General features: G+C 36.9%; 16 protein-coding genes. 7 read left to right on the top strand and 9 right to left on the bottom strand.

Going from position 1 to position 22,121, the window contains the following annotated elements:
• Positions 1–87 precede the first annotated feature (87 nt).
• Positions 88–1,068, bottom strand: coding sequence for a hypothetical protein (locus KO02_RS05355; protein ID WP_038696483.1), 981 nt, complete (start codon positions 1,066–1,068; stop codon positions 88–90).
• Positions 1,069–1,306: 238 nt separating this feature from the next.
• On the opposite strand from KO02_RS05355, the gene KO02_RS05350 reads away from it, so the two are divergent.
• Positions 1,307–1,891, top strand: a complete 585-nt coding sequence (locus KO02_RS05350) for a thymidine kinase (RefSeq protein WP_038696481.1) — start codon at positions 1,307–1,309, stop codon at positions 1,889–1,891.
• Positions 1,892–2,100: 209 nt separating this feature from the next.
• On the opposite strand, the gene KO02_RS05345 is transcribed toward KO02_RS05350, so the two are convergent.
• Positions 2,101–2,619 carry a glutathione peroxidase gene (locus KO02_RS05345; protein ID WP_038702166.1) on the bottom strand — a complete coding sequence of 173 codons (519 nt, stop codon included), beginning with the start codon at positions 2,617–2,619 and terminating at the stop codon, positions 2,101–2,103.
• 10 nt (positions 2,620–2,629) lie between these two features.
• Positions 2,630–3,496 carry an N-acetylglucosamine kinase gene (locus KO02_RS05340; RefSeq protein ID WP_038696479.1) on the bottom strand — a complete coding sequence of 289 codons (867 nt, stop codon included), beginning with the start codon at positions 3,494–3,496 and terminating at the stop codon, positions 2,630–2,632.
• Positions 3,497–3,843: 347 nt separating this feature from the next.
• On the opposite strand from KO02_RS05340, the gene KO02_RS05335 reads away from it, so the two are divergent.
• Positions 3,844–5,577, top strand: coding sequence for a M61 family metallopeptidase (locus tag KO02_RS05335; protein ID WP_038696477.1), 1,734 nt, complete (start codon positions 3,844–3,846; stop codon positions 5,575–5,577).
• A 57-nt stretch (positions 5,578–5,634) separates the two neighbouring features.
• Here the strand turns inward: KO02_RS05335 and KO02_RS05330 are convergent, their stop codons facing one another.
• Entirely contained in the window at positions 5,635–6,135 is a 501-nt protein-coding gene (locus tag KO02_RS05330) for a hypothetical protein (protein ID WP_038696475.1), read from the bottom strand.
• A gap of 190 nt (positions 6,136–6,325) precedes the next feature.
• On the opposite strand from KO02_RS05330, the gene KO02_RS05325 reads away from it, so the two are divergent.
• Both KO02_RS05325 and KO02_RS05320 read left to right on the top strand, forming a co-directional pair.
• Complete coding sequence (locus KO02_RS05325) at positions 6,326–8,095, top strand: AMP-dependent synthetase/ligase (protein ID WP_038696473.1); 1,770 nt, start codon at positions 6,326–6,328, stop codon at positions 8,093–8,095.
• A gap of 67 nt (positions 8,096–8,162) precedes the next feature.
• The gene (locus KO02_RS05320) at positions 8,163–9,164 is read left to right on the top strand and encodes a YihY/virulence factor BrkB family protein (protein ID WP_038696471.1); all 1,002 of its coding nucleotides are present in this window, start codon (positions 8,163–8,165) and stop codon (positions 9,162–9,164) included.
• 58 nt (positions 9,165–9,222) lie between these two features.
• Here the strand turns inward: KO02_RS05320 and KO02_RS05315 are convergent, their stop codons facing one another.
• Positions 9,223–11,952 carry a hypothetical protein gene (locus KO02_RS05315; RefSeq protein ID WP_038696469.1) on the bottom strand — a complete coding sequence of 910 codons (2,730 nt, stop codon included), beginning with the start codon at positions 11,950–11,952 and terminating at the stop codon, positions 9,223–9,225.
• A gap of 91 nt (positions 11,953–12,043) precedes the next feature.
• Positions 12,044–13,531: a cardiolipin synthase gene (gene cls, locus KO02_RS05310; RefSeq protein ID WP_235212353.1), complete on the bottom strand. Its 1,488-nt coding sequence runs from the start codon at positions 13,529–13,531 to the stop codon at positions 12,044–12,046.
• A gap of 245 nt (positions 13,532–13,776) precedes the next feature.
• Here cls and KO02_RS05305 point away from each other — a divergent pair, with 245 nt between their 5' ends.
• The 3 genes from KO02_RS05305 to KO02_RS05295 are packed head-to-tail and all read left to right on the top strand — an operon-like array spanning position 13,777 to position 19,591.
• Positions 13,777–14,937 carry an efflux RND transporter periplasmic adaptor subunit gene (locus KO02_RS05305; protein WP_038696467.1) on the top strand — a complete coding sequence of 387 codons (1,161 nt, stop codon included), beginning with the start codon at positions 13,777–13,779 and terminating at the stop codon, positions 14,935–14,937.
• 34 nt (positions 14,938–14,971) lie between these two features.
• Positions 14,972–18,127, top strand: a complete 3,156-nt coding sequence (locus tag KO02_RS05300) for an efflux RND transporter permease subunit (RefSeq protein ID WP_038696465.1) — start codon at positions 14,972–14,974, stop codon at positions 18,125–18,127.
• 9 nt (positions 18,128–18,136) lie between these two features.
• Positions 18,137–19,591, top strand: coding sequence for an efflux transporter outer membrane subunit (locus KO02_RS05295; protein ID WP_038696463.1), 1,455 nt, complete (start codon positions 18,137–18,139; stop codon positions 19,589–19,591).
• Here KO02_RS05295 and KO02_RS05290 read toward each other — a convergent pair.
• The 3 genes from KO02_RS05290 to ccoG are packed head-to-tail and all read right to left on the bottom strand — an operon-like array spanning position 19,584 to position 22,120.
• A complete protein-coding gene (locus tag KO02_RS05290) occupies positions 19,584–20,282 on the bottom strand; it encodes a sulfite exporter TauE/SafE family protein (protein WP_038696461.1) in 699 nt (232 codons plus the stop codon). The genes KO02_RS05295 and KO02_RS05290 overlap by 8 nt on opposite strands.
• A 1-nt stretch (position 20,283) precedes the next feature.
• Positions 20,284–20,706, bottom strand: a complete 423-nt coding sequence (locus KO02_RS05285; protein WP_038696459.1) for a FixH family protein — start codon at positions 20,704–20,706, stop codon at positions 20,284–20,286.
• Positions 20,707–20,737: 31 nt separating this feature from the next.
• Complete coding sequence (gene ccoG / locus KO02_RS05280; protein ID WP_038696457.1) at positions 20,738–22,120, bottom strand: cytochrome c oxidase accessory protein CcoG; 1,383 nt, start codon at positions 22,118–22,120, stop codon at positions 20,738–20,740.
• Position 22,121: the final 1 nt, after the last annotated feature.

Genomic DNA, 22,121 nt, shown 5'->3' with positions numbered 1-22,121 from the left:
CAACAGCATAAAGCTTCTTCCGAAAGCATTCCCTGCCGACTCTGTCAACAGGAATTCATAAAAAAAGCTGACAAAAGTCAGCTTTTTTTATGCAAATCTTTTACGAAGCAAAGCATAAAGCTTTTCAACCGATTGCGGTTTCTCAACCCATCTATTCTTTACGGCGTAATTAGTTTGTAAGAATGCGTCTGCTTCCGCATAATCATTACATCTATTCAGCAATTCAACAGCTTCACTGTAAGCTAAGCTATAACCATTAAATAGATCTTTAATAAACAACAATTTATCATTCAGATTAATGATGGCTTTGATATCCTTAACCTGTGCCGGAGCTCCTGCCGCTGCATTCATTTCATAAACACGATTTTGGACACCTGCCTTTTTCTGTTGCGAAATAATTTCATTTAAAGTGAGTGGACGAGCGGGTGCCTCTTCTTGGACAGGAGTCACAGGAAGAATCTCCTCTACAATGACAATCTCCTTCGGTTCCTCTATCACTTCATTAATAATAACTGCTGCTTCTTCTACTTCCGGTTGAATAGGTGCTTGTTGAACAGGCTGCTCTACTTCTTTTTCAGCAGAAACTGGTAAATCAACCACCTCTTCCTCTTTTACAATTTCAACTGGTGTTGGCTTTGGAAGATTATCTGCTATCGGTTTCGTATCTGATTCCTCTTGGAGAACAACAGGTTGAATAGGTGTATGAATCTCATTCTCTACAGGAGTTGCGATGGGCGATGCCTGTTCCTCTTTGGTCTGGCGACCTTGAAACAAGTTAGAAGGTGGTGTAAAGTAATTGTTGAACGACAATTTCTCTTCCTCTTCTCTATGTATGGACACCTTTGGTGCTGCCAACTCATCCTCGCGAGCCAATTGATTCCCCTTATCCAACAGATCTTGAGCTTTTAAAACACCCGCTTGAGCAGCTATATATTGTGCCGTGGCCTCTAACAATGCTAAATCCGTCTTTTTATTTTCAAAGCCATTATTCGAAAGCTCCAGGTATTGAGCATTCAACTCTTGCAATAAATCACCTATTTTATCAAATAAATTTTGTTTCGTAGCCATAAATTTTTACATTTCCTTTCCCTATTTCCAATAAAAAGCTTAAATTTTACAATTGGAATTAAACTTCATTTTCAACTTACTGATTTATACTTTATTGTTAAGTATTTAGCCTTTATAGACTCAAATTTAATATTAAATTCTGATATTAGCAGGACTTATGTGGTATTATTTTTCTATAAACATCAGATTCATCACTGATTTCCAATAATACCCAATTTATTGATTTTAATTCATTTAAATGCTTTTTTCTGAACATAATTTCACACAAAGAGGACCACTATACGGGAGTATAGAAGTTATTTGTGGATCCATGTTTTCCGGTAAAACCGAAGAGCTCATAAGAAGGTTAAAACGTGCGCAGTATGCCCGACTACATGTAGAAATTTTCAAACCTGCAGTCGATAAAAGATATGATGATCATCTCGTCGTATCGCATGACAGCAATAGTATTCCTTCTACCCCTGTTGACCATTCCTCTTCTATATTACTGCTGAGTCAAGACACACAAGTTGTCGGCATTGATGAAGCGCAGTTTTTTGATGAAGGTCTGACAGAAGTTTGTGTCAAATTGGCAAACAAAGGAATTCGTGTCATAGTTGCAGGACTTGATATGGATTTTATGGCACAACCTTTTGGTCCTATACCGAATATTATGGCTATTGCAGAGCACGTTACAAAAGTACATGCCGTTTGCATGCAATGTGGAGCCCCTGCAAACTACTCATTTAGAACGTCTTCGGACACAAAAACAGTCCTTCTTGGCGAAAAAGATGCATATGAGGCAAGATGCAGGAGTTGTTACTATAATTTAACAAATAATTAACATTATCTTAATGTATAAATCGGTTTTTGGCATTACCTTTGTATAACTTATAACAACAACGATAATAACAGCTAGAAATAGCTACAAAATACTTTTCATAATTTAGGTTTATAATTGGTTAGTTAAAGTCCACCCTCCCAAGGTGGACTTTTCTTTTTTATTGTAATGATAAAAAAAACCAACAAGATATTCCTGCTGGTTTTCAATTCTTATTTCTTTACCCAATTGACGATCTCATCTGCCATTGGATTGACGGCCGAACGATAACGATGGATTAGCTTGCCATTCTCATCAATTAGAAACTTTTCAAAGTTCCATTTGATTTCCCCTTCAAAATCAGGATTTTTCTGAGCAATCAAATATTTAAATAAAGGATCTATTTGGTCGCCCTTCACCTCAACCTTTTCTGCCATTAAAAACTCAACACCATAATTCTGTTCACAAAACTCCTGTATATCTCCATTTGTACCAGGTTCTTGATTACCAAAATTGTTGGCAGGGAATCCAATGATTACTAAATCTTTACCATAGAGCGAATATAACTCTTGCAGATCTTTATACTGCTTAGTGAAACCACACTTAGAAGCAGTGTTCACAATTAAAATTTTCTTTCCTTTAAAATCAGACATCTTAACATCTTTACCCTCTAAAGTTTTAAAGCTGTAGTCATAGATGCTCGGGTTTCCAAAAATTATGGAAAAACAAGCGATTATTGTTGATAAAATCATCATATTATTATTAAATATTTACAAGTGGACTTTTCTCTCTCTCTATCACAAAATCAAACAATTCGTTGATCGGCGACTTCAGTATTTTGCCAATTTGAATATGGTACCCATTACAAACATCGCGTAAAATCAAATCGAGATAGTAAGCGATAGATCCAACAAAGTGACATTCATAATCCTGATAATCTTGATAAGTTAAAATACAAGTCTGCACATACTCTTCAAAACCCGAACGCACAAGCTCATCAATAAACGGGTGTGTAATATTGGCCGATAAAAAAGGGGCAAATGATGCTAAATAAGCATTAGGACGTTCCTTTTGGTACACATTCTTGATTACAATTTCTTTAGAGATCCGATAATTTTCAGCAAAATTCTCTGCTAAATCCTTAGGCAATCTACCATATAAAAATAATGTAATCAGTTTTTTTCCAAACCAGGCCCCAGACCCCTCATCCCCTAGCACATAACCATTGCCATGATTGGAAGGCTGTACCTCATTGCCATCAAAAAAACTAATATCAGATCCAGTACCTAGCGTAGCAATATACCCTTTGTTTCTACCACAAGTAGCCAAGGCACTACCCACAAGATCATTTTCAACGGAAATAAATGCATTCTCAAACAGAGGAGTCAATGCATTCGATACCATTTCTCTACGATCTGGAGAAATACATCCCGCACCATAGAAATAGAGCTCTGTTATTTCATCAGCATATGGAATAATCTCCGGAATCTCTTTAATTACCCTTGTTATCTCTTTATCGTTTACGAAAAACGGATTAAGTCCATTTGTAGAAAAAGACAAAGGAGGGCTATCCGGAAGTTCCAATTTCCAATCTGATTTGGATGAACCGCTATCAACTATTAAAATCATAAATAATAAGATTATGCTCTATCGAGCGTATAAACTTAGATAAATTTGCTTAGATTCACAATAGAATTCCATTGCTATAAATGTAAAATTATTCGTGTTTTATTGCTTTATACTGCTTTCATGAATGCAGCACAACTTCTATTCCAATCCTCTCCCATTGAGAGCCCTATCTAGAGGTAATATACAAATTATTAATTTTATAATAATCAAAAATAGCACTGAAAATAAAATAGTATGCTAAAAAACAGAAGTCCAAATAATTTTGTATAACACTCATAACCCTGTACTTTTGTATACCACAAATATATTTTGAACTGATATTCGTATCGGTTATTTAATCTTTTAAAATGATCGAAAAAATAAACTGTACATCAAAAATACATTTTGATGTTTCCTTTAGTGAGCCTCAAGCACATTACGCAGATATAAAAATGTCTATCACCGAAATTCAAGCGGATTTTATTGATGTCAAAATGCCTGTATGGTCCCCAGGATCTTACTTAGTACGAGAGTATTCAAAGCAGATTGAACGTTTTACGGTCGAAGACCAGATGGAGTTTGAAAAAATAAGTAAAAACACCTGGCGTATATACAACCATAACAAAAGCTCAATAACCCTCAATTACCATGTATATGGGTTTGAGACTTCGGTACGTACGAATTTCATCAATGCAGATCATGCTTTTATTGTACCAACAGCTACATTCTTACATATAGCTGGAAGGATCGCCGAACCCGTAACTATCCGATTCTTTCCCCATAAGCTATGGGAAAATATATCAACAGGTCTTGAAAAAATCGGACAGAACACATTCTATGCTTCAGACTTTGATATTCTTTACGATTCACCTATAGAAATTGGCAATCAGGATATATGGACAATTCAAGCATCAAACGTGGTGCACGAGTTTGCGATGGTTGGTGGCGGCACCTATAACAAAGAAAGGTTAACTGCCGATGTAAAGAAAATTGTTGAAGAAGAAACCCGTATTTGGGGGTCCAACCCCAACAAAAGGTATGTATTCATCACACATAATTATCAATCTGGAGGAGGAGGACTAGAACACCTCAACTCCACCGTATTGGGAGCATCAAGAACGGCATATAGCAACGAAACCTCCTACAAGACATACCTCAACCTAATCGCACATGAGTACTTTCATTTATGGCATGTAAAGCGTCTTCGTCCTAAAGCATTGGGGCCATTTAACTACGATCAAGAGAACTATACAACAGGTCTATGGATTATGGAAGGCTTTACCTCATACTACGACAACCTGATACTCAAAAGATGTGATTTCTTTTCCGAGCAGGAATATCTAAACCTATTAGCGAATGATTTTACAACTGTCCTCAATCGTCCGGGGCATCTCATTCAATCTGCAGCAGAAGCCAGCTTTGATTCTTGGGTAAAATACTACCGTCAGGATGAAAACTCTCCAAACTCGAGCATATCCTACTACAATAAAGGAGCGATGTTGACGGTCCTGTTAGATTTGAAGATAATTGCTTCTTCTAACGGTACTAAAAAACTCGACGATGTCCTAAAAGCAGCCTATAATCATTTTTATCTGCAACAAAACCGGGGTTTTGAGGAACTCGAGTTCCAACAGCTTGTAGAAGAAGTCACCGGTATTACGGTCAAAGAAATCTTTGAAGCAGCTTATGAACATAGCGAATTACCCTATAATCATTATTTCAACCTTGTTGGATATGAGATCATAGACATTAATGCGGATAGCAAAAATTTAGGAATAGGGATTAGTTATCAAAAAAACGATGGTATCCAAACTGTCACGGCAGTAGAAAGAGGTTCTGGTGCTTGGGATGGAGGTTTAAATGTCCGCGATGAATTGATCGCTATCAATGGTATCAGGTTGGATATGAAAGATAAAGAATACGACTATTTTATGCAGCATAGCACAGCAGGAGAACTTTTAGATGTTTTGATAGCGCGAGATGGGATTATCAAAAATCTTAAAATAGAAATTCGTCCAAATAGTAAGAAATTATTCAGAATACAACCTTTGAAGGAACAATCCGAAGAACAGAAAAAATTAGCTCAATTCTGGCTATCTTAAAATAAATAAGGTCACTTTACACCCAAGTGACCTTATTTATTTTTCATAGATCATTTACTAAAATCTATAACGGAATGAAAAACCAATTGGATCTAGTAATTTGATGCTACTAGACTGCAGAAAATCTAAATAGGGTTTTACATCCAATGAAACCTGAAAAGGAGTTTCTGGAATATTATATTCTACTCCTATAATCCCATCTATACTAAGTGCTAACTCAGAATCATATTCAACACGGCTACCATCGATTGTTTTGTCTTTCTCTTTATAAGAGCCAAAACCACCTCCAAACCCATAATACCAATTAAAAGCAGATGATAAAGGTTTATAATATTCATACAACCCCACTACTCTAAACCGTCTATAGTCTGAATTGCTCTGAATACTTAGGAGCGCTTCTAAGGCGCGATCATTTGAAAGTGTGTGTTTATAGGTAATCCCTTGGGCAGAGCCAAAACGAGCTCCGATTGCCCCTTTTGAATCTAACTGTGCAAAAGCTTCATTTGATAATCCCGATAAGCCAATTGCCATTCCTAAGATCCAAGATAATTTTTTCATACGTAATGTCAGTGTTTTTTATTCAATTTAATTTTCAAAGGTAATATCAATAATTAAACGACGCAAATTCTAAAATGTTATCAAAATATTTTAAATATAAAAAATGTACATCAAAACATTTTTCATATATTAGATTACATTTGAATACTTAGTAATAAACCAATTAAGTAAATATTTTAAATATTTCATTATGGCACAACAAAGTAGAATTTTTGATCTCCTAACCAACTATAAATCCGAATATTCGAATAAAACTATTATTGCTGGCCGCGATAAAAATGCACATTGGCAAACCTATCAAACCGATGAATTTATTACTAAAATAAACAATCTTAGTAAAGCATTATTGGACATCGGATTGCAAAAAGGTGATCGTGTAGCCCTCATGTCAGGAAATCGACCAGAATGGAGTATCGTGGATTTTGCCTGTAATCAATTGGGGATTGCGCTTGTGCCGCTATATCCAACATTAGCACCACAAGACCTTTCATACATCGTCAACGATGCAGAAGTTAAGTTAATATTTGTGAGCAATACAGATCTTTCTGAGCGTGTTGACACTGCGCTGAACGACCATCAACTGACCATTCCGATCTATTCCTTCGACTACACAGCGCATCATAAAGACCTGGATAGCCTATTTGAAATCGGTGAAAAACTAAGCACAGATTTAAAACCATACAACGATGCCATCCAAGAGGATGATTTATTGACATTGATCTATACATCAGGAACAACAGGGAAACCGAAAGGGGTATACCTATCCCATAAAAATATTTTAAGTAATGTACAGGCTTGTAACCACCTCATAAGACCCGATTTCAAAAAAGCAATCAGCTTTTTACCTTTATGCCATATTTTCGAACGTATGGTCGTCTATATGTATTACTCAAAAGGTGTAGAGATTTATTTTTGCGAAACACTGGATAATGTAGTCGTCGATATCAATGATGTCAAACCAGATCTTTTTACAACAGTACCACGTGTATTGGAAAAAGTGTATGATAAAATTGTTTCCAAAGGGAAAGATTTAACAGGAATCAAAAAATCATTATTCATGTGGGCCCTTGACCTAGGACTGCGCTATCAAGAACCAGCAAAAAATAGTGCTTGGTACAATTTTCAACTCGCTATCGCTCGCAAATTAATTTTTTCGAAATGGAAAGAAGCATTAGGTGGTAATATAAAAATAATCGTTTCAGGAGGAGCAGCATTACAAGAAAGACTAGCACGTGTTTTCTGGGCAGCAGATATGAAAGTGTTAGAAGGCTACGGACTTACAGAAACTTCTCCCGTTATCGCAGTCAATACATTTATGGATACAGGTATCAAGTTTGGAACTGTAGGGCGACCACTCAAAAACCTAGAAGTAAAAATAGCACCAGACGGGGAGATTCTTGTTAAGGGGCCAAGCATCACTTCTGGTTATTACAAAAATGATGAAGCCACAAAAGAAACATTTGATGAAAATGGATTTTTAAAAACAGGAGATATAGGAGAAATATCATCCGATGGATTTTTAAAGATTACGGACCGTAAAAAAGAGATGTTTAAAACCGCAGGTGGAAAATACATCGCTCCACAAGCAATTGAAACAAAGCTGATGGAATCCACGCTTATTGCACAGATTATGGTACTGGGAGAAAATAGAAAATTTCCTTCGGCATTAATTGTACCCGCATTTGAAGAAATCGAAAAATGGATGAAATTTAAGGGAATAGCTGTTGTTTCAAAAGAGGAAACAATTAAAAACCCAAAAGTAATCGAAAAATACAACCAAGAGATCGAGCGTTTATCAACAGAATTTGGTCACTGGGAAAAAATAAAAAAATTCATATTACTTCCCAAAGAATGGACAATAGACGATGGCCAATTAACGCCAAAACTAAGTCTGAAAAGGAAAGTTATACTCAAAGAGTTTGACGAAAAAATTGAAGAAATGTATCAAGAACTTAGCTAAATAAATACCCCCTACCTAAAATAGGGGGTATTTATTCTTAAAATTTGTTTTATTTGCACATCACATTATGAAAGAAGTATACTTTAAAGATTTATTGACGCTTACCTACTGGAAACAAGTTTTAAAATTAGTTTATGATGCCTTTAATGGATTTATGGATGACAACTGCATGAAAAAAAGTGCATCCTTAGCCTATTATACCGTTTTCTCTATCGGTCCATTACTCATGATCGTCATCTGGTGTATTGGCTTCTTCTACGGTCAACATCTAAGTCAAGAAACATCCGCACAAAAGGAGGTTTTTGATGAATTGATGGTCTTGTTTGGTAAAGATGTAACCCTGCAAATCCAATCTTATATTCAAAAGATAAATTTTGAAAACAAATCAAATATTGGAATTACAATCGGTATCGTCACACTTATTATTACCGCTACCACGCTCTTTGTCGATATCCAAGACTCCATAAATGATATATGGAAAGTAAAACCAAAGCCAAAAAAAGGATGGCTCAAATTAATCATCAATCGACTGATCTCTTTTTCCATCATCATTGCACTGGGTTTTTTACTTATAGCTTCCCTCATGATTAACGGGGTTATTGCGGCCATTACGAATTTGGTTATACAGTACTTCCCTATTATTCCTATCACATTGATTGATTGGATCAATACAAGTATCACCTTTGTGATCATTGTAACCCTTTTCGGTTTCATCTTTTCATTTCTACCCGATGCAAAAGTAAAATTCAAAGATATCCTTGGTGGAGCTATTTTCACAGGCTTGTTGTTCATGCTAGGCAGGTATTTCATATCCATCTATCTGACCTTATCCTCGACAGCGAGTTTTTACGGTGCTGCAGGCTCCATTATTGTCATGCTATTATGGATATACTACTCCGCTGCAATTTTATACTTCGGTGCTGAATTCACTAAATTCTACGCCCAAAAATTAGGTGGAGGTATCGAACCCCGATCCTTTGCAGTTGTTATTGAACAGACAGAACGTATTAAGAAAGTAGGCGATGATGCAGACTCTAAAGAAGGAGAAGTTTTGAAGAATATAAAATAAAAGGAGCCGCTTAATAAGCGGCTCCTTTATTATCATTACTTTAAACGTGTAGTCTTTACTATAATCTCACTTCATAATAAATTACTTTTCGGCCTATATTTCCTGTATCATCCATTCCTTCTACAATAACTTTATATCGACCATTGCCATCCGCATTATAAAAGTCTAAAGCAGTCTCTCCTGTCTCCGTAACCTCTACTTTCGGATTCCAATACACAGTCGTTCTTAAATCATTCACAGCCTTGCTTTCTGGCGTTTCGTAGGTTGGTGTATAAAATTTTCTTTCTTTTATATAACCCAATGGAAACAAGTCGATGACATTCGATTTTGGTAACAATTTTTCTATTTCCGCCAAAGACATTCTAGGTTTTTTAGCTTCTATTTTCTTAGTATAAATTGAGACAACCCCATTATTTTGATACATTCTTGAAACAGTTCCCAAATCATCTTTCAGGAAAATCTCAATTCCTTCGATATCGATAACATTGATACTATTAAGACCAGGTTCATCTATAGCCATTCCATTGAGGAAAAATTGGACCGGTACACGGCCACCGCTATTATAATCTCGAGAAACGTAATATTTCTGAGTTTGCGAGTCGTAGGTTATCCCTGTCAACAAGGTACTCAGACACATCGTTAACACGTTACAACCTGCCAGACGCTCAGGTTCAATACGATGTTCAGGCATGGATAGTCCCGAAATCGCTGGAAAATCTCTATTCGTAATTACTTTTTTCTGAACGCCAACAACAGCTACCTCATCCAATAGAATAGATTTTCGATATTCCTTTTTACTATTTTCCAAATATGGGGCAATCGCTCGATCAATATTCATAACAAAGTTGTTCTTATAAGCATTGTCCTTATCAATCTCCGGAAAATAAGATTGATCCATATTAATGACCATATTGCGGTAGTTATCATTTCCACGCGCATTAACAGTCACTTTAGACGAATCGGCAAAAACGAGATCCTTAAAGAAAAATCTTCCTTTATCATCCGTATAAGCATCTTTACGGATACTGCGTGAAGGAATAGAAAGTAGTAAACCGCCATTGGACACCGTTCTTCCAGTATTTAAACGCAGCGTCCCAGCCAATTCAATTCCCTGCTCTGGAATAAATGTTAAAGTAGGAAATTTTTCTGCTATTAGATCTTGGTAGTCAAATCTACGGTATCCCTGAGTCATCAATAATGCATCTAAAGCTTGATCCCGATTCGGATTTTTTTCATCGAAATAAGCATTCGGATTTTCAATGTAGCCCTTTAGCTCAGATGTCACCAGAAAATTGCTTACAATAGAAAGATCTTGATTATCATCATAAGGAACTTTAGATTCATCAATAACAGCGATTGAATACCTTCCTGGATATTTCTTGCCATTATTCAATACGGAAAGCTTCAGATTGACTTTTTCTTTCGCTTTGAATTGTTCCTTATTAACAGCTAAATTAATATCCAATAGCTTTTCACTTTTCACAAAAGTTAACCGTTCACTCACAACTTTACCATCGGGAGTCATCAAAGTGACTTGTGCAATACCATTGGGAAGGCGCTCCTTTGGAATGACGATTAAAGCTGTCGAACTTTTTAAATTCGCTTGAGCTGCATAAACAAGATGTCCATTGGATTGCACCAATACATAGTACGATTGATTTGGATTTTTAGTATAATCCTCGTCACTCGTCACAATCGCCATATTTAAATTGGTCTCATCTTGTTTTACGTAAACAACATTTGCCTTATTCTGAACGACTGCTGGTAATTTATATTTCTTTTCTTGACCATTAGCAAATGTAACCACTGCTTCGTACTTTTCATTTGCCAATGGTAGCAAATGAAAATAACCCATTCCCAGTCCTAAATCTGAAAATTCAGCAACTTGTTTGCCTTTGCCATCCAGAATACGACCTTTCACAGGAACGCCTTTACCTTCTGCAGATACAGCTTTAAAAGCAACATTTTTACTGATTCCAGCTAACAAATCACCACCCTCCGGAAAAAATTGCACATCAGCATCCCAAAGCGAATTCTTCAAGGAGAACGAACTTGTCAATGGTTTTTCATTCCTATTTTCTTGAATCGAAACCTCCAAGAATGATTTTTTCAAAATATCTCTTTCCTTGGCACTCAAATTCACCGTAAGTTTACCCAAACCATCGGTTTCACCCTTTCCATTTGAGATCGTTTCCCATCCTGAAATCAAGGACCAATTCACTTTTGAATTAACCAAAAGTTTACCAACTGCATCTCTAAATTGAATGACCGCTTGACTTTTAGCAGCGTTTTGATCGTTATTGATAAAGGAAATGTCTGTGATGAGCTTTTTATTGATGACATCGCCAACAGGAACTACCTTATTATAAAAATAATCGGTAGAAAAATTACTCATCCATTTCGTATAGGCCCGAAAGCGATAGTTCTCTTGTTTCAAATATTGTGGATCCAATACCAAATAACCATCACCCATACCTTTATCCAAAGGAATCCGCAAAGTTCGGATCAATGAATCTCGGCTATTGAGTACCTCCACATAAGCAATTTTACTGGGTTCATATTCTGCAAGATTCCGAGACAAATAGGTGTTAAACCAAAGGGTATCCCCTACCGCATAGTAAGGTTTATCAAAATGTAAATGCAATTTTTCAACTGGAAACACTTGAAACAACTTTTGGACGCGCTCGACTACTGTATTGATAGGGAGTGTAGAGTCAGTGGTCTGAGCAACCAACTGCTGTGCGCCACAAACGCCCATCGAAAACATCAATAATTTTATATACTTCATCTAATACTACTGGTAATTAAAATAGAATAGATAAATATATTCAATTTTAATTACATATCGGAAACATCCCCTATTTTTAACATTTTTTAGGCTATAGCAATGGCGCCAAAAGTCGACACAAAGAATCGATTCCACGCTTCCATTTTTTACGGTGCGCCCAAGTATACAACGTTATTAAATCAGACGTTTCCTTATCGATTTCAAATTGATGCTCAAGACGTTTACAATAAGACTCGTCCGACACCACACTCGCAATTTCATAATTGATGTAGAAGCTGCGCATATCCAGATTTACTGTGCCTACAAACGCCAATTGCCCATCAATACAGATGGTCTTGGCATGGATAAAGCCTTTATTATACAAGTAGACTTGAACCCCGCGTTGTAAAAGGGGTTTCAAAAACGAAAAAGAGGCATGTTGCACAATATAAGAATCCGATTTCTCGGGCAACATCAGCGCTACCTTTACTCCCGATGAAACAGCGATCTCCAAAGCTGTTGACAGCTGCTCACTTGGTATAAAATAGGGCGTACACAATTGTATACTTTCCTTAGCCTCATTGATGGCCAATATAATAGCTTCCATATTGAAAGGCCCCAAAGAACCCGGATCACTGGACGAAAATGAAACAGCAGCTTTCTCAGGCATATGCTCTATATTGAAATTCAGATATTCCTCACTCAATAAAAATGGCTCTGCTTCAGTTTGGTTCCAACTATTCCAAAATTGGATCTGCAAATTATTGACCGCTATTCCTTCCACTGACATTGATGTATCCCGCCAGTAATCCCTTTGATGAGGATGATTGATATACCGATCCGAGATATTAATGCCACCAACAAAACCATATTGGCAATCTATGACTACTATTTTTCGATGGTTACGGTAATTACCATTTGCTAAAGAAGTAAAGTTAACAGGTAGAAAGGCTACAAATTGGTAACTCGGTGGATGTTTACTTAAATGTTTGATGACATCAGGAGAACCAAAGCTGTCCAATATCAAACGTACCTGAACACCAGATTTAGCTTTTTCTTCTAAAATATCGAGCACTTGTGTACCAATATTGTCCAATTCAAATATGTAATATTCCATATGAATGGAATGCTTGGCCTCTCGCAGTCTTCTGAGTAGAACAGGAAATTTTTCCTCCCCATTAATAAACAGTTCAACCCGATTATTCAAGGAAAAAAAAGCTAATTTCTGATTCTTCAAGTAATCAAAAACACGAGATAAAGTTCCAATTCTTTTGTAAATGGTTTCCAATTGTTCATCCATTCGAATGAGACTTTCCTCCCATGCCGCCATTAATTTTGGATGTTGTTCTCGATTGATATGCTGCAATCTCCTTACTTTCCTAAACTTTTGACCAAATAAATAATAAAGAATCAGACCTATAAAAGGTAAAAAAACAATAACCATTACCCATGATATTGTTTTCGTTGGGTTTCTATTCTCAATAAGAATGGTACTTATAACCCCAAAATAAAGGATAAATAACGGAAGCCAATACCAATTTAATAGCCATTGCCATAACTGATTCCAATCAATATCAATCTGACTCATCAAGTTTTCCATATAATAATCCACTAAATTTAACCTTATAAGTAACAAATGTCCAGATCAAACGTTTACATTTGTAACATATTAGATACACGCAATAGGATTGCATAACCCTCAAAAGTTTGATACATTTGAATAAATGAAGGTTGTTAACAAACGTTAAATTAAACAATAACGTTTTAATTGGCAACATTTATGTTACATTACACAAAAGTTTAAAAATCAAATGTTAATTATCAATTAACAACTATTTTATATTTATGAATAAAATCAGCCTCTTTACCTTAGCACTTTGCTCTTCCGGAATATTATTTTTCAGCTGCAATTCTGGTAAAACTAAAGAATTAGACAAAAAAAACAATGCTATCGCTCTACCAATATACTCAATTGATACAAGTTCTGCGAATACCATCAAAGATTATATTGGAACTATTGAGGGTAAAGTAAATGTTGAAATCCGTCCACAAGTGGAGGGAGTTTTAGAAGAGATCTATGTCGATGAAGGTGACTTTGTCGAAGCAGGTCAAAAATTATTTAAAATTAATGCCTCTGCATACGATGAAATCTTTAATAATATGGTTGCCACGGAAAATGTAGCCAAGGCAAAACTACAAAATGCCCGTTTAGAGATTGAAAGATTACGTCCCCTTGTGGAGAATGAAGTCATTTCAGAAGTACGTTTAAAATCTGCTCAATCGGAATTCGACGTTGCAAAAGCATCGCTACAGCAAGCATCAGCAGCGGTACGTTCTGCAGATATAAATAAACAGTTTACAACAATTAAAGCCCCTGTTTCTGGTTATATCGGTCGTATTCCTAAGCGGGTAGGAAATTTGGCTACAAAAAATGATGCGCAATCGCTAACCGTACTATCCGATGTCCAAGAAGTATATGTATACTTCTCTATGAGTGAATCCGACTTCTTATATTTCACTAAGAAACAAGCAAAGCAAGACTTACAAGATTCCATTCATACACCCAGCGGAAAGATTCGAAAACTTGCCTTTCCAGAAGTCTCTTTAGTATTGGCAGATGGCGAAGCTTATAGCCAAAAAGGTAAAGTAGATGCTGTCAATGGACAAGTAAATAGGACTACTGGCGCAATCTCTTTGCGTGCTACATTCCCGAATATGCAAAACATATTGCGTACAGGAAGTACAGGAACTTTAAAATTTGTAGAAACACAAAAAGGAGTCATTCAAATACCACAAGTATCTACTTCAGAATTACAAGATAAAACTTTTGTATACGTTGTCGATAAGAACAATACGGTTCACCGCAGAGCCATCAAGATTGAGGGTAAATCCAATTCAAACTATATCATCTCTGAAGGCTTAGCCGTTGGAGAAAGAATCTTACTATCTGGTTTCGACAAAATATCGGAAGGTGCAACTATCATTCCGATTGACAAAACCCAATAATCTTTTTTATAATTTTCAACAAAAACCCATATAAATGCTAAAAACATTTGTTAACAAACCCGTATTGGCTACCGTTGTTTCCATGCTATTAGTAGTATTAGGAGCAGTGGGGTTAAAAATGTTACCCGTTTCACGATTTCCAGAAATAGCACCCCCATCTGTAGTCGTTTCTTTAAGCTACCCTGGTGCTAACGCTGAAACGGTAGCGAAATCAGTTCTTTTACCTATAGAAGAAGCCATTAATGGCGTCGAAGATATGACCTATATCCGTTCCACCGCCAGCAACTCTGGTTCTGGTTCGGTACAGGTATTTTTTAAAACGGGAATCAACCCAGACATTGCTTCTGTAAATGTTCAAACGAGAATATCAAAAGCGATAGGCTCTATTCCCTCGGAAGTTAATGAGGCAGGTATCACCGTCATGCCCCGACAATCCGGTGTGATTATGACCATCAATTTATTTTCTGATACCAAAGAGAGTATGTTTGATGAAACTTTCTTACAAGCATATTCGCAAATCAACATCATCCGTCCCCTACTCCGCGTAGATGGAATCGCCCAAGTATCGCGTGTTGGTGCTCGCGATTACTCCATGCGTATGTGGTTGAATCCAGAGAAACTTGCGGTGTTCAACCTCATCCCTGATGATGTTATTGCCGCAATCAAAGATCAGAATTTTGAGATTGCTCCGGGAAAATTTGGAGAGACTTCCGATGAGGTTTTTGAAACAGTGATTAAGCATAAGGGCCGTTTTAGTCAACCCGAAGAATTTGAGAATATCGTCGTCAAAACAAATAAGGATGGTTCCATATTATACCTACGGGACTTAGCTCGAATAGAATTTGGTTCATCAAATTTAGGCTCAGATAATAAGGTAAATGGTAATCCCGGTTTAACTCTGAATATTACCCAGACCTCAGGATCCAATGCCCATGACATCGATATCGAAGTACGAAAAGTATTAGAAGAGCTATCCAAGACATTTCCAGAAGGAATCAAATACGAAGTTTCCTATTCGGTAAGGGATCAAATTGACTCTTCCATATCGCAAGTGAAGCATACCCTATTTGAAGCCTTTATCTTGGTATTCATTATTGTCTTTATCTTTTTACAAGATTTTAGATCCACGCTCATTCCAGCCATTGCCATACCCGTATCCTTAATAGGTACATTTTTCTTCCTGAATTTATTTGGTTTCTCCCTCAATGTCTTGACCATGTTTGCATTGGTCCTTTCCATCGGTATTGTGGTCGATGATGCCATTGTCGTGGTAGAGGCCATTCACTTAAAAATGCATGAGACCGGCATGAAAGCCAGGGAAGCCACACTCTCCACAATGTCTGAAATTTCTGGAGCTATCCTATCGATTACCCTAGTTATGGCTGCCGTATTCATTCCTGTAGGCTTTATGGAAGGTCCTGCTGGTATTTTCTATAGGCAGTTTGCATATACATTAGCAACCGCTATTTTAATTTCTGCAGTTACCGCTTTGACTTTAAGTCCGGCCCTATGTGCCTTGATTTTAAAAGCTCCTGAACATGGAGAAGAGTCAACTCAACCAGAGAAAAATAAATTTACGGCATATAAAAAACGTTTTTTTACCGCGTTCAATACTTCGTTTGATAGCTTAACATCACGTTATATCTTAGGCGTAAAGTATTTAATCCGGAACAAAAAAATTGCCATTACAGGATTGGTTGTTATTTCAGGTCTAGGATTCGCATTATTACTCTTGGCACCTAAAAGTTTTATACCTACTGAAGATGATAGTTTTGTTACTTATTCTTTAGCCATGCAACCAGGAGCTTCGTTGGCAAGAACCACTGAAGTGTTAAGACGTGCCGATAATATCCTTCAAAAACGTAATCCTGACATTTCGGGAATGACGACAATCTCCGGTTACAATGCATTGGATGGCAGTACAAGCCCTGCTTATGCAGTAGGTTACATTAACCTAAAAAGTTATGACAAGAGAGAGAAAATAAAGAACATTGAACATTTCATGGATACTATCCGTCAAGATCTTTCGGTCATCAATGAAGCGACATTCAATGTGTTTCCGAGACCTACAGTTCAAGGTTTTGGAGATTTCGCCGGAATTCAATTGGTGTTGGAAGATAAGTTAGGCGGAGAAATCTTGGATTTCAGTACGATTGCCGACAACTTCATCAATGAAATCAATCAATTACCAGAAGTTAAGAGTGCCTATACTTCCTTTAAAGCCAATTTCCCGCAATATGAAGTGGACATTGATGCTGTTAAGGCAAAATCATTAGGTGTGGATATTAAATCATTAATGTCAACCATACGCGCATATTATGGACGCGTACAAGCAGGTGATTTTAGTCGTTTCGGACGACAATATCGGGTATATATTCAGGCAGATTACGATTATCGAACAGACCCAGAGTCTTTCAAATCAATTTTTGTACGTAACAAGAATAACGAAATGGTTCCTATCAGTACGTTATTGACCCTAAAAAAAGTGGTAGGTCCAGAAACCATAACACGTTATAATCTGTACAATGCCATCACCATTAATGCCAACCCCAATGAAGGGTACAGTACGGGTGATGCAATGAATGCGATCGAGAAACTAGCGATTGAAAAATTACCTGGAAACTATGACTACGAGTGGACAGGGATGAGTTTAGAAGAAGCAGAATCAGGTTCGCAAACCGTACTGATATTTATCATGAGTATCGTCTTTGTATACTTCCTATTATCAGCACAGTATGAAAGCTACATCTTACCTTGGGCAGTTTTACTATCTATCCCCGTAGGACTAGTTGGCGTATATGCAACAATATTGATGGTAGGTTTAGAAAACAATATCTATGTACAGGTTGGTGTCATCATGTTGATAGGACTGCTCGCAAAAAATGCCATACTGATTATTGAATTTGCCGTACAAGAACGTAATAAAGGACTGAGTATATACGATTCGGCTATTGCAGGAGCAAAATTACGATTACGACCGATCTTAATGACTTCCTTCGCATTCGTTGCTGGACTAATACCGCTTATGTGGTCTTCAGGTCCTTCAGCTCAGGGTAATCATTCCATAAGTTTCGGTGCTGCAGGAGGAATGCTATTTGGGGTCATATTGGGTATCTTTATTATCCCTGTACTCTATGTTATATTCAAAACTTTAGATGAACGTCTAAAAAATAAATTTAAAACAAATTAGTCGTCACATATGAAAAATATAAATCGTCATATCTGCTTATTAGCGGCTATCTTGCTCTTATTTTCCGCATGTAAAGTCGGTCAACGCTATCAAGCACCAAACTACAACCTACCCGACAATTATCGTTTAGATTCCAACGGTACGGATACCCTAGAAAATCTAGCGTATGTAAATTGGCGTGAATTCTTTACAGATTCAAGTTTGGTCAAATTAATAGATGCTGGCTTATCAAATAATTACGATATGCGCACTGCTATCCTGAATATTCAGATTGCAAACCGTCAGCTAAATCAAGCAAAGGCCGGTTACTTACCGGAATTGGATGCAAAGATTGCTGGTGTCAATCAACAATGGCGCTCCAATAATTTCTATTCAAGCCCCTCTTCCAAGATATACGATGGAAAGGAAGCAAACAATAATCTTTTCCGTTATCAATCGCAATACATGTCCGAATTAAACCTCAGTTGGGAGATTGATATTTGGGGAAAAATATCCTCCCAAAAAGAGGAAGCATTGGCCAACTACTTGGGCACAGCCGAAGCAAAAAATGCCATACAGACAAGTTTGATTGCAAACATCGCAACTGGCTATTTTAACTTGTTGAAACTCGATGCACAAATAGAAGTAGCCCTTCGAAACGTCCAGTTGAATGATAGTACACTCCGCATGATCCAATTACAGTTTGATGCCGGAGAAATTACTTCATTAGCGATCCAACAAACGCAATCTCAACGACTCCTTGCGGCTTCATTAGTACCCCAATTAGAACAAGAGATACAAATTCAGGAAAATGCACTTTTGGAATTAACCGGAAGTATGCCTGATAAAATCGAACGTGGTAAAAGTTTAAAATATCTTATTGATGAATCTAAGATTTCACTGGGATCTCCATTGAATTTAATACGCAACCGACCTGATATTCGAGAAGCGGAGTTTGACCTTATCGCTGCAAATGCTCAAATTAACATCAAACAGTCATTGCGATATCCTTCATTGACTTTGGGAGGAACTTTAGGTGTCAACTCGATGTTACCTGAAAATTGGTTCAACATACCAGGTTCCTTACTCGGATCGGCATTAGGCAATTTGACTATGCCTATTTTTAAGAATAAGAAATTAAAAACAGATTACGAAGTCGCAAAATTGGAAAGTGAAAAAGCAGAAATTGCATTACAAAAAACAGTGCTACGATCCGTAAATGAAGTTTCGAATAGCTTTACTTCCCTTTCCAAGCTAAAGGAGCAATTGGTATTGGCGGAAGCACGTGTAGACAATTCACATTTAGCTGTTAAGAACGCCAGTCTGCTATTTAAATCTGGATACGCAACCTACCTGGAGGTTATTACTGCTCAATCCAATGCCTTGACATCGGAACTGAATTTAGTTTCAATAAAACAATCCCAGCTCGATTCATTCGTGGAGCTTTATAAGTCTCTGGGTGGTGGATGGTCAGCCACTAAGTAAAATTACAGTCCATTGCTCCATCAACATGGAGCAATGGACTTAAATAGGGAATATCCAAATTTGCGCCACGCAGCAAAAACCAAATTCCCATTAAAAGATAAAGAAAGGGAAGCCATCTCGAAAAATTTACTCGAAAATAAGTTCGGACAACATTTCCAAAAAAAGAAAAAACCAATAATAAGGGCAAAGTCCCCAATCCAAACATAATCATAAAGAAGAAACTGGATAAACTTGATTCGGTATTCATAGCCGCCGCTGCTGCCATGTACAGCATTCCACAAGGCAAAATTCCATTCAATACACCAGCGACAAAACTACCCCCTGGTCGATTCAACCAACAGCTCATAAGTTTAGCAATAGGCTGTACAAGACGTCCCTGTAATTTTATAAAAAGTTTGTATCTGATTTGGAAAATCTGAAAAGCACCTATAGTAAATAGCAAAACACCTGTCAAAATACTTGCCCCCTGTTGCCAGCCCTGTATCGTTGCGATTGCACCAATCGCCCCTAGAACAATACCATATAAACCATAAGTCAGCAATCGTCCCAATTGATATAAAAGCTTATTGATGGCCATATGCCAGCTGATTTTTTGACTTCCTTGTATTGCAAGAAGTAATGGTCCACACATAACTGCACAGTGTATGCTGCCAAATAACCCCATAAAGAAAGCAAAATATTGATAACTCATATTATAAATGCACTTGGTGATCAGTTAAGAATTCCATTCCACCATTACTCCAAATAATTTCTAATTTCCATGCCCCCTTTTTGAAACTTGAAAGCGGTAACTGGTATACATTAGCCCTTGTCTCAAAGGGTAATTCTAGATCTTTACTTCTATCAGAAGGCCTCTTAAATAACAATTTTCCTTTATTTTCAGGCTTAACAAATTTAATATACAAAGTATCACGATCAACTTTCAGGCTAGGTTTTGCATGTTGATCGATTGCATTTATCTTTTTATCATAAATCTGATTATAATTTAGACCCTGTTCGTAATAATCCATATCCTCTAAACTATCACTATCACGACTGACCATATAGATTCCTGTCAATATGATCCCAAGCATGAATACACCTAAACTAATAAATATTTTATTACCCCAATTCATTTTCTATTGTTTTTAAACTTTCCATTCTCCCTTACATCCCTGGTGGAGCAATAAAAGTTGTGTTTAACGTTTTCACTTTTCTATCTCCTGAATAAATCTCAACCTTTACATCTTCTTTATATTTTTTGACCTCATCTTTATTGATCAGAAGAAAGAAACTTAAAGAGGCATGACCATCTTTAGCTAAGCTTTGCATGGGGTTGACGACTTGAATGTGTAATTTCTTATCCGCGGGAATCAAAGTAAAAGGCATCTCATCTCCACTTTTATTGGTGAGTTCAATAGCATAAAGATTACTGATCATACCATCATCACGCAATTGATACGAACTACCTTTTGCTCTGAGCAGCGTAGCCCCTACATCAGATCGGGTACTAATTAAAAGTACAAATACAGAAATTAATGCTATTAACACAATCGAATAGGCGATAGCTCTTGTATGATTACGCTTTTCTATCGTTCCTTCTATTTCTCCCATCGCATAAAAACCAATTAGCTTTTTAGGCTTACCGATTTTATCCATCACAGCATCGCAAGCATCTATACAAGCTGTACAGCTCACGCATTCCATTTGCAGACCATTTCGAATATCAATACCAGTGGGACAAACATGTACACACAATTGACAGTCAATACAATCTCCCTTTGTTTGCGTTAAGGCGACTTTATGCTTACCTCTTGGTTCGCCACGACGATGATCGTAAGCAACCGTTATACTTTGATCATCCAACAGCACCCCCTGCAACCGGCCATACGGACAAATGGTGGTACAAACAATCTCTCTAACGTGGGCAAAAACTCCATAAAAAACCAAGGTAAAAATGAAGATAGCAAACAATCCTCCGAAATGCAGTTCAATAGGATCTGTTATTATCTTGTAAAGAGCGTCGACACCAACTATATAGGAAAGAAAGATATTCGCGATAAAAAATGAAATCAATAAAAACAGGCTATGTTTTAATACTTTTTTAAAGATTTTCTGATGTGTATCAGGACCAGCATTCAACTTTTTCTGTTGTTGCCAGTCTCCTTCAATCCAATATTCAATTTTTCGAAAGATCAATTCCATAAAAATTGTTTGAGGACAAGCCCAACCACACCAAATACGTCCAAAAACAACAGTAAAAAGCACTACACAAACCATCACGATCAACATTCCGAATACAAAAATGTATAAATCCTGAGGGTAAAAGATACTACCCATAATACTGAACTTACGTTCAATGATATTAAACATCAGCATGGGTGCTCCTCCAATCTTAATGAAAGGAGCAGTAAATAAAAACAAGAGCAAACCATACCCCACCCATTGCCGCAATTTATACAGGTCTCCCGCAGGTTTCTTCGCATATACCCACTTGCGTTTTGTGCTCATTGCTGGATTACTGGGTGAATTTGCTACTCCTGTTTTCATA

This window comes from Sphingobacterium sp. ML3W (genome assembly GCF_000747525.1).
Taxonomy (GTDB): Bacteria; Bacteroidota; Bacteroidia; order Sphingobacteriales; family Sphingobacteriaceae; genus Sphingobacterium.
The sequence above is the reverse complement of the archived record's forward strand: the minus strand, read 5'-3'. Positions and strand labels throughout refer to the sequence as shown.

Bases quoted from the DNA above. Each gene is read 5' to 3' on its own strand.
- KO02_RS05355 (WP_038696483.1), bottom strand. From the start codon at position 1,068: ATGGCTACGAAACAAAATTTATTTGATAAAATAGGTGATTTATTGCAA.
- KO02_RS05350 (WP_038696481.1), top strand. From the start codon at position 1,307: ATGCTTTTTTCTGAACATAATTTCACACAAAGAGGACCACTATACGGG.
- KO02_RS05345 (WP_038702166.1), bottom strand. From the start codon at position 2,619: ATGATTTTATCAACAATAATCGCTTGTTTTTCCATAATTTTTGGAAAC.
- KO02_RS05340 (WP_038696479.1), bottom strand. From the start codon at position 3,496: ATGATTTTAATAGTTGATAGCGGTTCATCCAAATCAGATTGGAAATTG.
- KO02_RS05335 (WP_038696477.1), top strand. From the start codon at position 3,844: ATGATCGAAAAAATAAACTGTACATCAAAAATACATTTTGATGTTTCC.
- KO02_RS05330 (WP_038696475.1), bottom strand. From the start codon at position 6,135: ATGAAAAAATTATCTTGGATCTTAGGAATGGCAATTGGCTTATCGGGA.
- KO02_RS05325 (WP_038696473.1), top strand. From the start codon at position 6,326: ATGGCACAACAAAGTAGAATTTTTGATCTCCTAACCAACTATAAATCC.
- KO02_RS05320 (WP_038696471.1), top strand. From the start codon at position 8,163: ATGAAAGAAGTATACTTTAAAGATTTATTGACGCTTACCTACTGGAAA.
- KO02_RS05315 (WP_038696469.1), bottom strand. From the start codon at position 11,952: ATGAAGTATATAAAATTATTGATGTTTTCGATGGGCGTTTGTGGCGCA.
- cls (WP_235212353.1), bottom strand. From the start codon at position 13,531: ATGGAAAACTTGATGAGTCAGATTGATATTGATTGGAATCAGTTATGG.
- KO02_RS05305 (WP_038696467.1), top strand. From the start codon at position 13,777: ATGAATAAAATCAGCCTCTTTACCTTAGCACTTTGCTCTTCCGGAATA.
- KO02_RS05300 (WP_038696465.1), top strand. From the start codon at position 14,972: ATGCTAAAAACATTTGTTAACAAACCCGTATTGGCTACCGTTGTTTCC.
- KO02_RS05295 (WP_038696463.1), top strand. From the start codon at position 18,137: ATGAAAAATATAAATCGTCATATCTGCTTATTAGCGGCTATCTTGCTC.
- KO02_RS05290 (WP_038696461.1), bottom strand. From the start codon at position 20,282: ATGAGTTATCAATATTTTGCTTTCTTTATGGGGTTATTTGGCAGCATA.
- KO02_RS05285 (WP_038696459.1), bottom strand. From the start codon at position 20,706: ATGAATTGGGGTAATAAAATATTTATTAGTTTAGGTGTATTCATGCTT.
- ccoG (WP_038696457.1), bottom strand. From the start codon at position 22,120: ATGAAAACAGGAGTAGCAAATTCACCCAGTAATCCAGCAATGAGCACA.